Raw genomic sequence first — 16,641 nt, 5'->3', positions numbered from 1 at the left:
TGGACGAGAGGACTGCCTCATGGCCGCCGAACCCGTCATCGTCGAAGCCGTCCGCACCCCCATCGGCAAGCGCGGCGGCGCGCTCGCCAATCTGCACCCCGCCTACCTGCTGGGCGAGACGTACCGCGAACTCCTCGGCCGTACCGGCATCCCCGCCGACTGCGTCGAACAGATCGTCGGCGGCACGGTCACGCACGCCGGCGAGCAGTCCATGAACCCCGCACGCACGGCCTGGCTGACCATGGGCCTGCCCTACGAGACGGCGGCGACGACGGTCGACTGCCAGTGCGGTTCCTCGCAGCAGGCCTCCCACATGACCGCCAACCTCATCGCGGCGGGCGTCATCGACGTCGGCATCTCCTGCGGCGTCGAGTCCATGTCCCGCGTACCGCTCGGGTCGGGCTCGAAGCACGGCCCCGGAAAGCCGTTCCCCGACGAGTGGAACGTCGACCTCCCGAACCAGTTCGAGGCCGCGGAACGCATCGCCCGCCACCGCGGCCTGACCCGCGAGAACGTCGACACCCTCGGCCTGCTCTCCCAGCAGCGCGCCGCCAACGCCTGGTCCGAGGAACGCTTCAAGCGCGAGACCTTCGCCGTACAGGTCCCCACCACGGAGGAGGAGCAGCACGCCGGGCAGGGCATGTGGCGGCTCGTCGACCGCGACGAGGGTCTGCGCGATACGTCGATGGAGGCACTGTCGGGCCTGAAGCCGATCATGCCGACGGCCGTGCATACGGCGGGCAACTCGTCGCAGATCTCGGACGGCGCCGCGGCGATCATGTGGGCCTCGAAGCGCATGGCTCGCGCCCTGAAGCTGAAGCCGAGGGCACGGATTGTCGCGCAGGCGCTGGTCGGCGCCGACCCGCACTTCCACCTCGACGGTCCGATCGACGCCACGCGCGCCGTACTGGGCAAGGCGGGGATGTCACTGAAGGACATCGACATCGTCGAGATCAACGAGGCGTTCGCGTCAGTGGTGTTGAGCTGGGCGCAGGTCTTCGAACAGGACCTGGAGAAGGTCAACGTCAACGGCGGTGCGATCGCGCTCGGGCACCCGGTCGGAGCGACGGGTGCCCGGCTCATCACGACGGCGCTGCATGAACTGGAGCGAGCGGACAAGGAGTTCGCGCTGGTGACGATGTGTGCGGGTGGCGGCTTGGCCACCGGCACGATCATCCAGCGACTGTAGCCGCCGACCAGGAGACGAAGGTGGTGAAGGCGGCGGGGTCGACGGTGAGCATGGGGCCGGTCGGGGTCTTTGAGTCGCGGATGGCGATGGTGGCGCAGGGGGCTTCAGCGACCTCTATGCAGTTGCCGCCCTGATCACCGCTGTACGTCGACTTGCGCCACGCCAGACCGACAGACGCGCACTCGACGCAGTTGCCGCCCTGGTCGCTGCTGTAGCTGGACTTACGCCACTGGACCCACGTCGGAATCGCGTTGCTCGCCATAGCGTTCCTCCATTACGCGCCGGATCAGCTCCGCCGAGTCCGTGAGGGAGAGCGCGGCGGCTTGAAGATGATCGTAACGGAGCGAGCAGTCTTTGACGGTGTCCGGATTGGCGGTCGGGTGCCCGCTGCCGTAACCCTCGGTGTAGACGATGGTCGGGTCGCTCGGAAAGCGGTAGATGTCGAACGAGCCTTGCAGCCCTGCATGAGCGCCAGCCGAGAACGGCAGCACCTGGATGTTGGCGCGGGGGTTGCCCTCGAAGGACAACAGGTGTGTGAGTTGCTCGCGCATGGCCTCGGGTCCGCCGATCTCCTGATAAAGCACAGCCTCGCTGATGATCAGCCAGAAGACCGGCGGCTCGGACTTCTCGAAGATGCGCTGGCGGGCGAGTCGTACGGCGGTGCGGTCGTCGAGGTCGGTCTGGTTCAGCACGCCGAGAACGGCACGTGCGTACCCCCTGGCTTGAAGCAGGCCGTGCACGAGGTTCATTTCGAAGCAACAGATCTCCGTTGCCCGCGCCTGGAGTTCCGCCGTCTGCTGAAACCAGGCCGGAAGTTGGCTGCGCAGCACAAGCTCCATGAGGCGGGACAGCAAGCCGCCCGTACCCAGGGCCGCGTCCACCCGCTCGCTGAACTCCGGCGTCGGCAACTTCCGCGCCGTCTCGATCTGCCCGATCAGCGAACCGGTGTAGTTGATGATCTCCCCGAGCTGCCGCTGTGTCAGTCCCGCCGCTTCCCGGTGTCGCCGCAGCTCGTAGCCGTAGTAGTCCAGAGGCGAGGCACCCGGGTCGAGGACGTTGATGTGGGTCACGCACGGTCCCCTCTCACGCAACTCCGCCCACAGCGGGACGGGTTGTATCCATTCCGTTGCCCAGAGTAGTCGCGGCTGGCCAGCCTCGTAGCGTGAACGAATACTTTCCCCCGGCCTACTTGGCCCCGCGCCCCGTCCAGTACCGCATGAGCCTGACCGTGGGCGAGCACTCGGCGCGGCACATCCGCAGCATCGTCCGCTCGCTCCTGGCGGAGTGGGAGATGCCGGACCTGACCGACGCGGTGGAACTCGGCGTGACGGAGCTGGTCGCCAACGTAGTACGCCATGTCCCGGACCGCCGCTGCACCCTGCTGCTCCTGCGTCAGAAGACGGGCGCCCGTGTGGAGGTGTCGGACGGCTCGCCCCAACTGCCCACGCCCTCCGCCACCTTGTCCCCGGACGCGGAGAACGGCCGCGGACTGGTGCTGCTGGACGCGGTGGCGGACAAGTGGGGCGTGGAGCCGAGGGCGGACGGCGGCAAGACGGTCTGGTTCGAATGCGAGGCCGCCTCCGCGTTGTGACGCCCGTCACCGCAGGGTGAACTTCTGTGCGAGTTGTTTCCGGTGATAGCAATAGGCCTGTCGATCCGGATTTCAGGGCGACAACTTGGTTCGGTACGGGGGGAGTTGACCAAGGTGAATGCGCGGTGTCGGAATCCTGACATCCAGATGAATTGACCTTCTCGAGTCGCCAGTCGCCAGGTGCGGCACACGCAAATGCGATGGTGCGCGCCTGGTGTATTTCCGCGTGCTCTTTTCTGATTCACGGACACACGAAACGGGACACCTATGAGATTGATTTCTCGAGTGCTGGCCACGGGGCTGGCCGCGGCCGGTGCCATGGTGCTGGCCCTCACGGCCGGCGGTTCCGGCGGCGCGGACGGGCCGGCGGTCCGCGCGGTCGCCGACGAAGCCCCCGGCTACGCGGTGGAGGACTTCAACTACCCCGGCGCCGACAGGATCCTGGCCGAGCAGGGCATCACCCTCAAGCGCGGCGACGGCCACATCCTGCTCGCCGACTGTGTGAGCGACACCGGCCAGCTCGAGGTCTGGGCCCGCAGCCGGGAAAAGGTCTGCTTCAACGTCACGGGCAACTCCGGCTGGCTGACCCTGGAGATCCCCTCCGTCTACGCCGTCCGGGGCAATGACTACCAGACCGAGGTCGCGATGACCGTCGACGACGAGCGGAAGACCTTCGAGGTCGGCCAGAACACGTGGACGCCGGTGGGGGAAAGCGCCGATCCGGACGGGCGCGAGCACATGCTCGTGGAGATCCGCGCCACCAAGTGACACACCAAGTGATACGCCCAGCAAGGGCATCAGTGGGCCATTGCATGAACAACATGAACAAGCGGTCGGCGAGCCGCGATGTGGGGAGCAACGTGAGAAGGACAACGAGATACGGGGCGTGGGTCGCCGGTGTGCTGGTCGCGGCGGGAACGCTCGTTGCCAGTCCGGCCCAGGCGATCGTGGGTGACTCGGCCGGTGACGGGGAGAAGGCTTACGTCGCGAAGATCGAGATAGGTGCCACGGACCGTGCCTGCACCGGCGCCCTCATCGAGGCGCGGTGGGTGGTCACGGCGGCGAGCTGCTTCGTCGACGACCCCGCGCAGTACGCATCGGTCCCCGCGGGCGCGCCGTCTCTCCCCGCAAAGGTCACCGTGGGACGCACCGACCTCACGACGACGTCCGGCCAGGTGCGCGACATCGTGGAACTGATCCCCCGGACCGATCGGGATCTGGTCCTGGCGAGGCTGTCCGCGCCGGTCTCGAATGTCACTCCCGTCGCCCTCAGCGCCACGGCCCCCACCAACGGCGAGGCACTGACCGCCGGAGGCTACGGCCGTACAAAGACCGAGTGGGTGCCCAACCGGCTGCACACCGGGGCGTTCACCGTCACCGGCACCCGCGGCCTGGAGTTGGACATCGACGGCCAGGACGGCGCCGCGATCTGCAAGGGTGACGCGGGCGGTCCGGTGGTCCGTGCCGGCACCTCCGGCGATGAGCTTGTCGCCGTCAGCAGCCGTTCCTGGCAAGGCGGATGCTTCGGCTCCGAGGAGACCCGAACCGGCGCGATCGCCTCCCGCGCCGACGACCTGGCCGCCTGGGTCACCACCGCCGTCACCGCCCCCCACACCCTCACCAACAAGGCGACCGGGAAGTGCCTGGCCGTCCCCCAGGCCAGCCTGGACAACGGCACCAAGCTGATGCAGTGGACCTGCACCGGCAACAGCGAACAGCAGTGGCACCTGGAGAAGGTCGCGGGCGGAAACGGCGACCGTTACCGCGTCCGGAACCAGAACAGCAACAGGTGTCTCGCCATCCCCCAGGCCGGCCTGGACAACGGTACCCAGGCCATTCAATGGACCTGCTCCGGCAGCAACGACCAGATCTGGATCAACGACAGCATCGGCCGACTGCGGAACCTGAACAGCGACAAGTGTCTCGCCATCCCTCAGGCCAACCCCGCCATCGGTACTGCGGCCGTTCAGTGGACCTGCTCGACGAACAACGACCAGAGGTGGACCTGGTAACACCCTGAGCGCCACAACCGGAGCCCACGGTCACCCGATCTTCCCGGCCGTGGGCTCCGGTTCCCGTTCCGCACTGGCCGCGGCCGCCGTCACCGCCCGCGCCCGCGGCCCCTGGAACACATACGCCAGCCCGAAGCCCGCGCCCACCACCAGTGCACCGCCCACCGCGTCGAGCACCCAGTGGTTGCCGGTGACGACGATCGCGGTCACCGTGAGGGTCGGGTGCAGCAGGCCCAGTGCCTTCATCCATCCCTTGGGCGCGACGATCGCGATCACGACGCCGCACCACAGGGACCAGCCGAAGTGCAGTGAGGGCATCGCCGCGTACTGGTTGGTGAGGGCGGTCAGGGTGCCGTAGTCCGGCTGGGAGAAGTCCTGGACGCCGTGGACCGTGTCGATGATGCCGAGGTCCGGCATCAGGCGGGGCGGGGCGAGGGGGTAGAGCCAGAAGCCGATCAGGGCCAGCAGGGTGGTCAGGCCCAGCGTCGAGCGGGCCCAGCGGTAGTCGACCGGGCGGCGCCAGTACAGGACGGCGAGGACGGTCAGCGGGATCGTGAAGTGGAACGACGTGTAGTAGAAGTCGAAGAACTGGCGGAGCCAGTCGACCTTCACTATGGCGTGGTTGAGCGTGTGCTCGATGTCGAGGTGGAGCACCCGCTCCAGGGAGAGGATCTGCTCGCCGTGCGCCTCAGCCCGTTCCCGGCCGCCGGAGATCGTGCCGCCGGTCGCCGCCAGCCGGACCTTGGAGTACGCGGCGTAGGTGACGCGTATGAGGAGCAGCTCCAGGAGGAGGTTCGGGCGGCCGAGGACCCGGCGCAGGAAGGGCAGGAGCGGTATGTGCTTCCAGCGGGCGGGGACCGGTGGGGCGTAGTCCGTGGGGATCGGTGCACGGTAGTAGGGCGAGGTGCGCGACAGGAACGGTACGGCCGTGGCGGCGGCGATCGCGGCGAGCAGGACGACGTTGTCGCGCAGGGGGTGCAGCGCGGCCATGTTCGGCAGCAGCATCTTCGCCGGGAGCGTCATGACCAGGACGACGGCCACCGGCCACACCATGCGGTCGGAGGCGCGCCTGCCGACCCGGCCGACCACCGCGAGGAGCACCCACAGCAGCTGGTGCTGCCAGGCCGTCGGCGCGACGACGATCGCGGCACAGCCGGTGACGGCGACGGCGAGCAGGAGCTGGCCGTCGCGGGCGTAGCGGACGGCCCGGCGCAGGCCCAGGGTGGCGACCGCCGCGCCCAGGGTCAGGAAGAGGACGATCTCCAGCGGGCCGGACAGGCCCAGCCGGAGCAGCGCGCCGTGCAGGGACTGGTTGGCGAGGTCGTCGGCCCGGCCGCCGAGGCCGACGCCGGCCAGGTGGTGCACCCAGTAGGTGTACGAGTCCTGTGGCATCGCCGCCCAGGCGAGCGCCGTGCACGAGGCGAACGTGACGCCCAGGGAGGCGGCGGCCTTCTTGCGCCCCGTGAACCACAGCAGCGGGGCGAAGAGCAGCACCGTCGGCTGGAAGGCGGCGGCGACACCGATCAGCGCGCCGCCGGCCCGCTCGCCGCGCACGGCGAAGCAGCCGAGGAGGACCAGCAGCACCGGGATGATGCTGGTCTGGCCGAGCCAGAACGCGTTGCGCACCGGCAGCGACAGCATCAGCAGGCAGATCGCGACGGGCGCGGCGACGAGGGACGTACGGCGGCTTATGGGGTGCGGGAGGGCGCGGGCGGCGACCAGGCCGAGGACGACGACCAGCAGCAGTGTGCCGAACGTCCAGCCCCAGCCGAGCGCCTGCTCGGCGGACCGGGTCAGGGGTTTGAGGACCAGGCCGCCGAAGGGGGTGCCGGTGAAGCGGGTGGAGTCGTAGAGCGAGCCCTCGACGTGCAGGACGCCGCCCGGACCGACCCAGGTCTCCAGGTCGGTCAGCCGCTCACCCCGGGGGGTGCTGAGGACGACGGCGATCTGCCGTACGCCGAGGATGGCGGCGACCACCCACAGGGCCAGGCGCGCGGCGCGCAGGCGTGCGCCGACCGTCGCTCCGAGGACTCCCACCGGTCTCCCGCTGTGCTCCGCATTCGCCACGCCGCGTCGGCCTCCCGCCCCGTTCGTCCCACGTGCCGCGCACGTGGGGAAGACGCAGGCAACCCCCGCTTCACCTGACGTCCCCCCTCCTTTTGTCCGGAAGACGATAGTCGCCAGGGGGTCGGGTTGCCTCGGGCGGGGGCGAGATAGATCACAAGGCGGTTCCGGAACAGGCGGTCGGGCGCCCTTCGACAGGCCTGGACAGGGCGCATTTAGGTGCTTAATGCACCGAAATGGCCACCCTGCGTAATCAGGACAGAACCCCCTATCGTCATTTTTCGGCCTGCCGCCGACGCTGCCGCGCGGGTCCGTCCCTGTCCCCGTCGAAAGGTAGGCGAGCGAAGTCTTGTCGACTGCCACTGTCGCCGCCCCGAATCCGTTCCCCGTCCCCACCCGTCCGCCGGTCAAGGACGTCACCGTCACCGACCCCGCCCTGGTCAAGCGCGCCGTGAAGGCGGCCGCGCTCGGCAACGCCATGGAGTGGTTCGACTTCGGTGTCTACAGCTACATCGCGGTGACGCTCGGCAAGGTCTTCTTCCCCTCCGGCAACCCGACGGCGCAGCTGCTGTCCACGTTCGGCGCCTTCGCCGCGGCCTTCCTGGTCCGCCCGCTGGGCGGCATGGTCTTCGGCCCGCTGGGCGACCGGATCGGCCGCCAGAAGGTCCTCGCCCTGACGATGATCATGATGGCGATCGGCACGTTCGCGATCGGCCTGATCCCGTCGTACGCCGCGATCGGCGTCGGCGCGCCGATCCTGCTGCTGGCGGCGCGTCTGGTGCAGGGCTTCTCGACCGGCGGTGAGTACGCGGGTGCCGCCACCTTCATCGCCGAGTACGCGCCCGACAAGCGGCGTGGCTTCCTCGGCAGCTGGCTTGAGTTCGGCACGCTCGCGGGTTACATCGGCGGTGCGGGCCTGGTCACGCTGATGACCGCGCTGCTGTCCTCCGACGATCTGCTGTCCTGGGGCTGGCGGATTCCGTTCCTGATCGCGGGCCCGATGGGCATCATCGGCCTGTACCTGCGGATGCGGCTGGAGGAGACCCCTGCCTTCGCGGCGGAGGTCGAGAAGGCGGAGACGGCGCGGCCGAAGGTGCCGCTGCGCGAGATGATCACGGGTCAGTGGAAGGCGCTGCTGCTGTGCGTGGGCCTGGTGCTGGTCTTCAACGTCACCGACTACATGCTGCTGTCGTACATGCCGAGCTACCTCACGAGTGAGCTGCACTACGACGAGACGCACGGCCTGCTGGTCGTGCTGGCCGTGATGGCCCTGATGATGATCGCCCAGCCGTTCACGGGTGCGCTGACCGACCGCGTCGGGCGCCGTCCGGTGATCGCGTTCGGGTGCGCGGGCTTTCTGTTCCTCTCCATCCCGGCCCTGCTGCTGATCCGCGAGGGCAGCCTCGCCGCGGTCGCGCTGGGCATGGGTGCGCTGGGTCTGCTGCTGGTCTGTTTCACCGCCGCGATGCCGTCGGCTCTTCCCGCGCTGTTCCCGACCCGGGTCCGCTACGGCTCGCTGTCCATCGGCTTCAACGTCTCGGTGTCGCTGTTCGGCGGTACGACTCCGCTGGTGGTGACGGCGCTGATCGGCGCGACCGGGAACATGATGATGCCCGCGTACTACATGATGGCCGCGGCCGTGATCGGTGGTGTGGCGGTGTGGTTCATGGCCGAGTCGGCGGGGCGTCCGTTGCCGGGGTCTGCGCCTTCGGTGTCGGCGGGTGCGGCTGCCTCCGGCGGTTGAGCCGGTTTGCCCATCCCGAGGGTGAGGCGTAAGCGCGCCCGCGCGGCAGTTGTGTGCCGCGCGGGCGCGCTTTTTCATGCGGCGAGGCACTCCGTACAGGTGGTCTAACGTGAGAAGGTATTGAGTGATACTATCGTGAGTGAAACGAAGAGGTGCGGAGGTGCTGTCACCGCCGGATGAGTCCATGCTGGTTTGTGGGGAGACAGCCACGTTCCTCCCTCATGTGCACAAAGGTGGATCATGATGGCCTTGGACGCCCTGCCCCGCCCCGTGGCCGTGGTGGTGGGCGCCGGTGGCGTACTCGGCGCGGCGCATGTCGGTGTCGGGTATGCGCTGGAGGAGCGCGGATTCGTCCCGGACATGATCATCGGCACCTCGGTGGGCGCCCTCAACGGGGCCATCGCGGCCGCCCACCCCGACAGGGCCGCGCCGTGGCTGGATCACGTGTGGACGCAGTTGCGTCGCCGTGAGGTGTATCCGCTCGGCTATCTGTCCTCACGGGCCAGCATCTTCACCGATCGCGGCCTGCGGCGACTGATCGCCCGGTCCGGGCTGCCGTCGCGGATCGAGGAGCTGGCCGTTCCGTTCACCGCGGTCGCCATGGACCTGGGCACCGGCGCCGCGGCGCTGCTCGACCACGGAGACCTGGAGTCCGCACTGCTGGCCAGCGCGGCCATTCCCGGGATCCTGCCCCCGGTGGATCGCGAGGGCAGGACGCTCGTCGACGGCGGGGTGATCGCCTATGTCCCGGTACTGGCGGCCCGGCAGGCCGGCGCGGCCAGCGTGGTGGTCGTGGCGACCGGGCCGGAGAGCTCGCCCTTGAGCCCCACCGTCCCGCGCCGACGGGCCGGCGCGATCGCCGCCAGGGCCGGGCAGCTGTTGTTGCACCATCAGATCGAGCGCGACCTGCACGAAGTGTCCCAGCACATCCCGACCGTCGTGCTGCCGACCGGCGTCGACACGTGGCCCGCCCCGTGGGACTTCGGCCATACCCGACGACTGATCAGCACCGCGTCCCGCACGGCAGGACGCTTTCTCGACGGGCTGCGTGTCAGTGGGCCGGGCCTGTATCGGCTCGAGAACGCCCCGGCGGTGCCGGCCGGGCCGGGCGAGCCATCGGCTTCCTCCGCTTCGGGGGCTGCCCGGTGAGTACCGTCGCGTTCCTCAACATCGCCATGCACGGGCGCGTCAACCCGACGCTGCCGGTGGTGGCCGAGCTGGTCCGGCGCGGTCACTCCGTCACGTACCACACCTCGCCCGCGTTCCGTGAGGAGATCGAGGCCGTCGGCGCGACGGTGTGCCTCTACGCCGGGGGCGAGCAGCCGCTCCCCGATCCGCCGACGCCGGTCTCGCTGATCGAGGGGCTGGCGGGCACCGCCGTTCGCTTGCTGCCCGCGGTGCTCGCCGATCTGCGTCGTATCCGGCCCGATCTGATCGTTCACGACAACGCCTGTCCGTGGGGGGCGGTCGCCGCGCGCCAACTCAGGGTGCCGGCGGCGGCGTCGTTCACCACGTTCGCGTTCAACCGGCACGTGCCCAGCCCAACCCGCGGCTCGTGGGACCTGCTGGCCGCGGCGCTGGCTCGACCACGCGGTGTCCAGGGCTACCTGCGGTCCCGGTGGGAGCTGCGGCGCCGGTTCGACGCGAGTGGGCTGCCCTGGGTCGACTTGGGGAACATCCGCCAACCGCTCAATCTGGTCTACACCTCGCGGGCTTTCCAGCCCGCCGTGGAGGAATTCGACCAGTCCTACCGGTTCGTCGGCCCGAGCATCGGCGCCCGCCCCGACGACCCGTCGTTTCCGGCCGATCGGCTGCGGGACCCCGTGCTGTACGCGTCGCTGGGCACGGTGTTCAACGCCGACCCGAGGCTGCTGCGCACTTTCGCCACCGGGCTCGCCTCACTGGGCGGCTCGGTGATCGTCTCCACCGGGCAGACCGATCCCGCCGCGTTGGGTCCGTTGCCGGCGCATGTGCTCGCGCGCCGTTTCGTCCCGCAACCGGAGGTGCTGGCCCGTGCGGCGCTGTTCGTCACCCACGGCGGGATGAACAGCGTCAATGAGGCCATGTACGCCGGGGTTCCGATGCTGGTGGTCCCGCAGGGTGCCGACCAGCCGATGGTGGCCCGTCGCATCGTGGAGCTCGGCGCCGGCCTGTCCATTCGTACCGAGGACGTCACCAAGGGCTCCGTGCGCGCTCTCGCCGGGCGCCTGCTCCACAGCGCCCGGTTCCGGGCAGCCGCGGCCACCCTGCGGGTTGCCCAGCACGAGGCGGGTGGACACCGGCGCGCCGCCGACGAACTCGAGCGGTATCTGCATGCGGCCGGGTCGGTCGGTCAGTCCGCTCCCGTCGATCCGTCACAGCGGGGCTGAGTGATGTCACTCGTCGTCTTCCTGCTGCTGCTCGCCGGGGTGTCGGAGGCCGCGGGGCGCATCGTGCCGCTGGCCGTGCGCCGGCCCGGCATGTCGCGGCCTGTGGTGGCCGGGTTGCTGGTGGCCGGTGGCCTCGTCGAGGCTGCCGTGTTCACGCTGTGGCCGCTGACCGCGTGGACCCTGGCCGAGCTGGTGCTGTCCTCCGAGCCGCCGGGCGCCGGGTTGGCGTGGACACCGGACCTGGTCGCCCCGCTCGTGCTCGCCGCCGTCCTCGCGTTCCCGTTGCTCGGGCCCCTTCTTCACCTGTTGCTCTTCGTGGGGGTCGGCGCGGGTCTGGCCGGCCCGCTCGCCGCGGCGACCGGGCTGGGCTGGTGGGGCGCCGCGGCTTGCGTGGCCGTCGCCGGCGCGGGGCTCGGTGTCGCCGTGGAGGCCGTTCGGCGTCTGGTCGTGCGGATCAGCGCGACCGAGGGGCGGGAGTCGACGGCATGAACGATTTCCTGTTCTGGGGCGGCGGGCTCGGGCTTGCTCTGATCGCCGAGGCTCTGCTGGCACGCTACGAGGTGCTGGCCTACGGCGCGGGCTGGCGGGCCCCCGTCACCGAACTCCCGGGGGGCCTGCCCTACGCCCGGGGCGCGGCTCCCGACCGTCCCCCGGCTGCCTACCTGGTCTACCTGGACGGCATCGGCAAACGCCGGGTCCGCGACAGCCGGGACGGCGGGCAGCTGGTCAAGGCCCTGCTCGCCGGGGCGCCGGAGCTGCGGTTGCTGGGTCAGGTGCAGCCCTACTCGCCACTGGCCGAGCCGCTCGCCGACCGGCCGGTTTGGGCGTGGCTGCGCCGGCGCATCGGGCTGCTGCTGTTCCTGCACAACGTCATGCAGATCTTCGTCGCCGCCGACCACCGCTACCGGCCCCTGTACAACCGGGCCGTCGGCTCCCAGATCGCCACTCAGCTCCGGCTCGCCGGCTACCAGCCCGGCAGCGGTGTCCCCGTGGTGCTGCTGAGCTACAGCGGCGGCGCTCAGGTTGCCACCGGCGCGGTCGACGAACTGCACACCCGGCTGCGCTCCCCGCTCCTGCTGATCACGCTGGGCGGGTTCCACAACGGCGCCAACGACATCACCCGTGCCGAGCACCTGCATCGGCTGACCAGTGCGGGCGACCGGATCGAGCGGGTCGGCACCTGGATCTTCCCTCAGCGCTGGCCGCTGTTCCGCGGGAGCGGATGGAACCGGGCCCGCCGCGCCGGGAAGATCACCGTCCATCGGCTCGACCCGGCCACCCATGTCGGGCCCGGCAGCTACATCAGCCCGACGGCTCGGCTGCCCGACGGCCGCAGCCACCTCGACCGCACCGCCGACACCGTCATCGGGCTCATCCGCGCCCACCACAGCGAGACCGCCGCGACGGAGAGCCCGTTGCCGCCACATTCCGAATAAGCCGTATTCCGAACGAAAGGCACATCATGAAGATCGCAGTCATGGGCGGTACCGGGCTGATCGGCTCGCAGGTCGTCGGGAAGCTGAACGCCGCCGGGCACCAAGCGGTACCGCACTCGCCGTCCACCGGAGTCGACATCATCAGCGGCGAGGGACTGGACGAGGCGGTGGCGGGCGCCGACGTCGTCGTCAACCTGACGAACTCCCCGACCTTCGACGAAGCGTCCCTGGACTTCTTCCAGACCTCGATGGACAACCTGCTGGCCGCGGCCCACAAGGCCGGCGTCGGCCACTTCGTCCTCCTCTCGATCGTCGGTGTGGACCAGGTGCCGGAGCTGGACTACTACCGGGCCAAGGCGCTCCAGGAGCAGCTCCTCGCGTCCGGGCCGATCCCCTACTCGATCGTCCGGGCGACGCAGTTCATGGAGTTCATCGACGCGGTCATGTCCTGGACCGCCGACGACAACACCGTCCGGCTGCCCGCCACGCCGATCCAGCCGATCGCCGCCAACGACGTGGCCGACGCGGTGGCGGAGGTCGCCGTGGGCGCCCCGCTGAACGGCATTCGCAACATCGGCGGCCCCGAGATCTTCGCCCTGGACGAGCTGGGCCGGATCACTCTGTCCCGCAAGGGCGACCACCGCACCGTCGTCACCGACCCCACCGCGGGCACGTTCGCCGCCGTCAAGGGCGACGTCCTCACCGACAAGAACGCTCACCTGGCTCCCACCCGCTACGCCGACTGGCTCTCCTGACCCACCCCTCCGCGGGCGGTACGCAGTCACGGCGTGCCGCCCTCCCGGCGGGACCGGCGTGGGACGATGAGACCCGTCGTGTGATCGGGGATAGGAGAGGCAGACCGCATGAGTGAGTCGCAGATCTGGGACGCCGTCGACGAGTACTTCACCACCCACCTCTCCCGCGACGACGAGGTCCTCCGGGCCGCCCTGCGCGACAGCGAGGCGGCCGAGCTGCCGCCGGTCAACGTCACGGCGACCCAGGGCAAGTTCCTCCAGCTTCTGGCCCAGGTGCAGGGGGCGCGGAACATCCTGGAGCTCGGCACGCTCGGCGGCTACAGCACCATCTGGATGGGCCGCGCCCTCCCGGCCGACGGCCGCCTGATCTCGCTGGAGTACAGCCCGAAGCACGCCGAGGTCGCCACGCGCAACATCGCCCGCGCGGGCCTCGACAAGATCGTCGAGGTGCGTGTAGGCCCCGCCCTGGAGTCGCTGCCGCAGCTCGCCGACGAGAATCCGCCGCCCTTCGACCTGGTCTTCATCGACGCCGACAAGGCCAACAACGCCCACTACGTGGAGTGGGCGCTGAAACTCACGCGCGCGGGCAGCCTGATCGTCGTCGACAACGTCGTCCGCGGCGGCCGCGTCGCCGAGACGGACAGTTCCGCTCCCGACGTCCAGGGCACGCGGGCCGCCATCGAACTCATCGGCTCCCACCCCAGGCTCACCGGCACCGCGATCCAGACGGTGGGCAGCAAGGGCTACGACGGCTTCGCGCTGGCCCGCGTCCTCGGGTGACGCCGCTCAGGCCTCGTGGTAGTAGCCCACGTTCACGCTGCGCGGCCCGGTGCGGTCCTGGATGACTATCTCGCCGTTGCCGCCTCTGGGCAGCGGCACCGTACCGCCGTACGCGAGCGGCTGGGCGTACTCGCCTGACATCAGCCGGACCTCGGAGGACGGGTCCGGCTGCGAGCCGCGCAGCCAGGTCACCTGCCAGCCGCCGTCCGGCCCGCACAGGAACTCCAGGTGCACCCGCGAGACGAACAGCCAGTCCTCGGGCGTCACGAGCCGGCACACGGTCTTGTCCCGGCCCACCCGCAGCACCGTCCCCGGCTCGCTGGGCGCGTCGGCCATGAGCATGCCGGCCGTGGCGCCCGCTTCCGTCCCGGAGACGGAGGCCATGGTCAGTTCGAGCACGTGCGCTCCCTTGCAATGTCCTTGTCCGGCAGTCCGGTTGGCCTGCCGCCGCCGCATGATAAATCGCCCGGCGTGGCGGCGTCCGGCACAATGGCCTCATGACCGAGCGAAAGCCACCGGGCGTCAGCTTCGAGTCCTGGACGGACAAGCAGATCCGTGATGCGGAGGCGCGCGGCGACTTCGCCCATCTGCCGGGCGCCGGCAAGCCACTGCCGAAGGACATCGAGGAGAGCTACGACGAACAGTGGTGGATCAAGCGGAAGTTGGCCCGAGAGGGCATCTCGGTCCTGCCGCCCACCCTCGCCCTGCGCAAGGAGGCCGAGGACGCGCTGCTCGCCGCGATGCGGGCGCCGTCGGAGCGGCTCGTGCGGAAGATCGTCGAGGACATCAACGTCAAGATCCGTGACGTCATGTTCAAGCCGCCGCCCGGCCCCCCGCTCGGTCTGAAGCCCTACGACGTCGAGGATGTCGTACGGCGGTGGCGGGAGGGCCGGGCCGAGTAGCCACGGTCAGTGGCGCAGCAGCCGGTCGGCCAGCTCACGGTAGTCCCGCAGAGCGAGGCGGAGTTGCTCGGTGTCGGAGGTGGCGGGGGTGGCCTCGTCGGTCGCCTCCCAGGACCTGCGCAGGGTACGACGGCGCTGGGTCACGGCGTCCGTGAACCGGTTCGCGATCTCCTCCATCACATGGTCCGCCTCCTCGATGGCGGCCCGCGGACCGTCCACGAACGAGGACACCGCCTGCTGCATCCGCAGCTCGAACTTGTCGGTCTCTTCGCGGGGCAGCAGCGGGGCCATACGGGAGGTCGGGGCGGAGGGGTCGGCCGGGGCCCTCGTCGCAGTCGGCGCCCCAGGAGTCTCCTGCGCCTCAGAAGCCCCCTCAGCCCCACCGACCCCCGCCTCACCAGTCGCCCCCGGCACCGCCTCACGCCCGATGAGATCCTCGCGCCCCTGCTCGGGCGGCTCGCCACCCATGGGCCGTGTCACGTCGGTCATGTGCCTCAACTCCCCTTCGCATGGCGCCCGAAGGCCCACGGCAGATGCAGGCGGCCGGGGCGCGCGTGGGCCGGTGTCCTGGTCCGTTCGGCGGGCGGACGCCCCTGGTCGTCGTCGCGCGTCGGACGCAGCAGGTCGTCGAACAGGGCACGGGCCTCGACCATGGCCTCGCGCATCTCCTCGGTGGCGGTGCGCCCCTCGGGTGCGCCGCTCACCCGCGCGCGGGCGATGCGGTGGACGTGCCGGTAGCCGTGCACGTGGTCCGCGTGGTGCACCGACAGCGCGGCGAGCTGCTCCTCGTACTGCCCGCCGTCCGGGAAACCCCGTACGGCGGCCAGCTCGGCCAGCAGCTGGTCCGCCTCGGTCACGGCGTCCTGCGGCGCTTCGACGAACCGCTCCTGGGCGGCCGTCCAGCGGGCCTCGAACCGCTCACGCTGCGCCGGTTCGAGCGGCCGCTCGCGCAGCTTGCCGTGCCGCTCCACGCGCTCGGCGAGCTCACGTTCGGCAGCCCTGGCATCCCCGTCGTGCCGGGACACGGCCCGGTCGTACTCGGGTCCGAAGCGCCGCCTCAGGTCCCGTCCGCCGCCGGCGCCACGGCCGCGCAGGGTCAGGGCGGCCACGATGAGGGCGACCGCCGCCACAATCACGATCAGAGCAATGATCCAGCCAGTGGACATGAATGCCTTCCGGGTTCTCGACCCGACCGACCCATCGCCGAGCCGGTCCGCTGACCGGGTTGCCCACACGCCCCCACCCAAACGACGCCCACCCCCATGCCCGACAATGCCGCCCATGACCTGGACGATCACCCCGGAACCCGTCGACTCCCCCGACGCCGTCGCGCTCTGGCGGTCGTACTACACGGAGGTGAGCGACCGCTGGTACCTCCTCCACCAGGGCCGTACGACCGACCCGGCCGAACTGGAACGGGAGATCACCGCCAACACGGGCAAGGACCTCAGCCTGCTCCTCCTCGCCCGGCACAACGGCACCCCGGCAGGCACCGCAGGCATACGCCGCACCCCCGACCCGACCACCACCGAACTCACCCGCGTGTTCCTCCTACCCCACCTGCGCGGCAAGGGCGGAGCAACCCACCTCGTCACCGCCGCAGAGCAGGCCGCCCGCACCCTGGGCGCCACCCGAATGATCCTGGACACCAGGAGCGACCTGGTGGAGGCCCGGGCCCTCTACGCACGCCTCGGCTACGAGGAAACGCAGCCGCACAACACGGACCCGTACGCCGAGCACTGGTTCAGCAAGCGGCTCACCTGAGACAGCCCCACGCACCCGCAGTCGCCCACGGCGGG

At 70.2% G+C, this 16,641-nt stretch carries 19 protein-coding genes; 13 read left to right on the top strand and 6 right to left on the bottom strand.

Going from position 1 to position 16,641, the window contains the following annotated elements:
• The first annotated feature begins 19 nt into the window (after positions 1 to 19).
• A complete protein-coding gene (locus tag SSP24_RS33145; protein WP_141313673.1) occupies positions 20 to 1,189 on the top strand; it encodes a steroid 3-ketoacyl-CoA thiolase in 1,170 nt (389 codons plus the stop codon).
• Here SSP24_RS33145 and SSP24_RS33140 read toward each other — a convergent pair.
• Together SSP24_RS33140 and SSP24_RS33135 are read right to left on the bottom strand one after the other, a co-directional pair.
• On the bottom strand, positions 1,173 to 1,451 hold the full coding sequence (locus SSP24_RS33140; protein ID WP_141313672.1) for a DUF397 domain-containing protein: 279 nt from the start codon (positions 1,449 to 1,451) through the stop codon (positions 1,173 to 1,175). The two genes, SSP24_RS33145 and SSP24_RS33140, sit on opposite strands and share 17 nt — an antisense overlap.
• Positions 1,411 to 2,259, bottom strand: a complete 849-nt coding sequence (locus tag SSP24_RS33135; RefSeq protein WP_141313671.1) for a helix-turn-helix domain-containing protein — start codon at positions 2,257 to 2,259, stop codon at positions 1,411 to 1,413. Before SSP24_RS33135 ends, SSP24_RS33140 begins: the two co-directional genes overlap by 41 nt.
• Positions 2,260 to 2,351: 92 nt before the next feature.
• On the opposite strand from SSP24_RS33135, the gene SSP24_RS33130 reads away from it, so the two are divergent.
• The 3 genes from SSP24_RS33130 to SSP24_RS33120 all read left to right on the top strand — a co-directional run bounded on the left by SSP24_RS33130 (position 2,352) and on the right by SSP24_RS33120 (position 4,792).
• Positions 2,352 to 2,780 (top strand): ATP-binding protein, encoded by a 429-nt coding sequence (locus SSP24_RS33130; RefSeq protein ID WP_229865160.1) that lies wholly within the window; start codon positions 2,352 to 2,354, stop codon positions 2,778 to 2,780.
• 267 nt (positions 2,781 to 3,047) lie between these two features.
• A complete protein-coding gene (locus SSP24_RS33125; protein WP_229865157.1) occupies positions 3,048 to 3,548 on the top strand; it encodes a hypothetical protein in 501 nt (166 codons plus the stop codon).
• 92 nt (positions 3,549 to 3,640) lie between these two features.
• On the top strand, positions 3,641 to 4,792 hold the full coding sequence (locus SSP24_RS33120) for an RICIN domain-containing protein (protein ID WP_176605071.1): 1,152 nt from the start codon (positions 3,641 to 3,643) through the stop codon (positions 4,790 to 4,792).
• Between the two features lie 30 nt (positions 4,793 to 4,822).
• On the opposite strand, the gene SSP24_RS33115 is transcribed toward SSP24_RS33120, so the two are convergent.
• Positions 4,823 to 6,859 (bottom strand): bifunctional glycosyltransferase 87/phosphatase PAP2 family protein, encoded by a 2,037-nt coding sequence (locus SSP24_RS33115; protein WP_167529768.1) that lies wholly within the window; start codon positions 6,857 to 6,859, stop codon positions 4,823 to 4,825.
• Positions 6,860 to 7,205: 346 nt separating this feature from the next.
• On the opposite strand from SSP24_RS33115, the gene proP reads away from it, so the two are divergent.
• From proP to SSP24_RS33080, 7 genes are all read left to right on the top strand, one after another.
• On the top strand, positions 7,206 to 8,600 hold the full coding sequence (gene proP, locus SSP24_RS33110) for a glycine betaine/L-proline transporter ProP (protein ID WP_141313669.1): 1,395 nt from the start codon (positions 7,206 to 7,208) through the stop codon (positions 8,598 to 8,600).
• Between the two features lie 240 nt (positions 8,601 to 8,840).
• Positions 8,841 to 9,749: a patatin-like phospholipase family protein gene (locus tag SSP24_RS33105; protein WP_141313668.1), complete on the top strand. Its 909-nt coding sequence runs from the start codon at positions 8,841 to 8,843 to the stop codon at positions 9,747 to 9,749.
• Positions 9,746 to 10,969, top strand: a complete 1,224-nt coding sequence (locus SSP24_RS33100; RefSeq protein ID WP_141313667.1) for a macrolide family glycosyltransferase — start codon at positions 9,746 to 9,748, stop codon at positions 10,967 to 10,969. Before SSP24_RS33105 ends, SSP24_RS33100 begins: the two co-directional genes overlap by 4 nt.
• A 3-nt stretch (positions 10,970 to 10,972) precedes the next feature.
• Entirely contained in the window at positions 10,973 to 11,458 is a 486-nt protein-coding gene (locus SSP24_RS33095) for a hypothetical protein (RefSeq protein ID WP_141313666.1), read from the top strand.
• Entirely contained in the window at positions 11,455 to 12,405 is a 951-nt protein-coding gene (locus tag SSP24_RS33090) for a hypothetical protein (RefSeq protein ID WP_141313665.1), read from the top strand. Before SSP24_RS33095 ends, SSP24_RS33090 begins: the two co-directional genes overlap by 4 nt.
• Before the next feature lie 26 nt (positions 12,406 to 12,431).
• Positions 12,432 to 13,160 (top strand): SDR family oxidoreductase, encoded by a 729-nt coding sequence (locus SSP24_RS33085; RefSeq protein WP_141313664.1) that lies wholly within the window; start codon positions 12,432 to 12,434, stop codon positions 13,158 to 13,160.
• A gap of 108 nt (positions 13,161 to 13,268) precedes the next feature.
• A complete protein-coding gene (locus tag SSP24_RS33080) occupies positions 13,269 to 13,940 on the top strand; it encodes an O-methyltransferase (protein ID WP_141313663.1) in 672 nt (223 codons plus the stop codon).
• 6 nt (positions 13,941 to 13,946) lie between these two features.
• Here the strand turns inward: SSP24_RS33080 and SSP24_RS33075 are convergent, their stop codons facing one another.
• A complete protein-coding gene (locus SSP24_RS33075; protein ID WP_141313662.1) occupies positions 13,947 to 14,339 on the bottom strand; it encodes an FHA domain-containing protein in 393 nt (130 codons plus the stop codon).
• A gap of 98 nt (positions 14,340 to 14,437) precedes the next feature.
• Between SSP24_RS33075 and SSP24_RS33070 the strand changes: the two genes are divergently transcribed.
• On the top strand, positions 14,438 to 14,842 hold the full coding sequence (locus SSP24_RS33070; RefSeq protein WP_141313661.1) for a DnaJ family domain-containing protein: 405 nt from the start codon (positions 14,438 to 14,440) through the stop codon (positions 14,840 to 14,842).
• A 6-nt stretch (positions 14,843 to 14,848) separates the two neighbouring features.
• On the opposite strand, the gene SSP24_RS33065 is transcribed toward SSP24_RS33070, so the two are convergent.
• A complete protein-coding gene (locus SSP24_RS33065) occupies positions 14,849 to 15,331 on the bottom strand; it encodes a hypothetical protein (RefSeq protein WP_141313660.1) in 483 nt (160 codons plus the stop codon).
• A gap of 5 nt (positions 15,332 to 15,336) precedes the next feature.
• Positions 15,337 to 16,008: a hypothetical protein gene (locus SSP24_RS33060; RefSeq protein ID WP_141313659.1), complete on the bottom strand. Its 672-nt coding sequence runs from the start codon at positions 16,006 to 16,008 to the stop codon at positions 15,337 to 15,339.
• A 115-nt stretch (positions 16,009 to 16,123) separates the two neighbouring features.
• Here SSP24_RS33060 and SSP24_RS33055 point away from each other — a divergent pair, with 115 nt between their 5' ends.
• Positions 16,124 to 16,606 (top strand): GNAT family N-acetyltransferase, encoded by a 483-nt coding sequence (locus SSP24_RS33055; RefSeq protein ID WP_174864765.1) that lies wholly within the window; start codon positions 16,124 to 16,126, stop codon positions 16,604 to 16,606.
• Positions 16,607 to 16,641 lie beyond the last annotated feature (35 nt).

This window comes from Streptomyces spinoverrucosus (genome assembly GCF_006539505.1).
In the GTDB taxonomy this organism is placed as follows: domain Bacteria; phylum Actinomycetota; class Actinomycetes; order Streptomycetales; family Streptomycetaceae; genus Streptomyces; species Streptomyces spinoverrucosus.
Note: the sequence above shows the minus strand (reverse complement) of the source record. Positions and strands in the feature narration are given on the sequence as shown.

Excerpts from the sequence above, each read along its gene's own strand:
- SSP24_RS33145 (WP_141313673.1), top strand. The coding sequence starts at position 20 with ATGGCCGCCGAACCCGTCATCGTCGAAGCCGTCCGCACCCCCATCGGC.
- SSP24_RS33140 (WP_141313672.1), bottom strand. The coding sequence starts at position 1,451 with ATGGCGAGCAACGCGATTCCGACGTGGGTCCAGTGGCGTAAGTCCAGC.
- SSP24_RS33125 (WP_229865157.1), top strand. The coding sequence starts at position 3,048 with ATGAGATTGATTTCTCGAGTGCTGGCCACGGGGCTGGCCGCGGCCGGT.
- SSP24_RS33105 (WP_141313668.1), top strand. The coding sequence starts at position 8,841 with ATGATGGCCTTGGACGCCCTGCCCCGCCCCGTGGCCGTGGTGGTGGGC.
- SSP24_RS33095 (WP_141313666.1), top strand. The coding sequence starts at position 10,973 with ATGTCACTCGTCGTCTTCCTGCTGCTGCTCGCCGGGGTGTCGGAGGCC.
- SSP24_RS33090 (WP_141313665.1), top strand. The coding sequence starts at position 11,455 with ATGAACGATTTCCTGTTCTGGGGCGGCGGGCTCGGGCTTGCTCTGATC.
- SSP24_RS33085 (WP_141313664.1), top strand. The coding sequence starts at position 12,432 with ATGAAGATCGCAGTCATGGGCGGTACCGGGCTGATCGGCTCGCAGGTC.
- SSP24_RS33080 (WP_141313663.1), top strand. The coding sequence starts at position 13,269 with ATGAGTGAGTCGCAGATCTGGGACGCCGTCGACGAGTACTTCACCACC.
- SSP24_RS33070 (WP_141313661.1), top strand. The coding sequence starts at position 14,438 with ATGACCGAGCGAAAGCCACCGGGCGTCAGCTTCGAGTCCTGGACGGAC.
- SSP24_RS33065 (WP_141313660.1), bottom strand. The coding sequence starts at position 15,331 with ATGACCGACGTGACACGGCCCATGGGTGGCGAGCCGCCCGAGCAGGGG.
- SSP24_RS33060 (WP_141313659.1), bottom strand. The coding sequence starts at position 16,008 with ATGTCCACTGGCTGGATCATTGCTCTGATCGTGATTGTGGCGGCGGTC.
- SSP24_RS33055 (WP_174864765.1), top strand. The coding sequence starts at position 16,124 with ATGACCTGGACGATCACCCCGGAACCCGTCGACTCCCCCGACGCCGTC.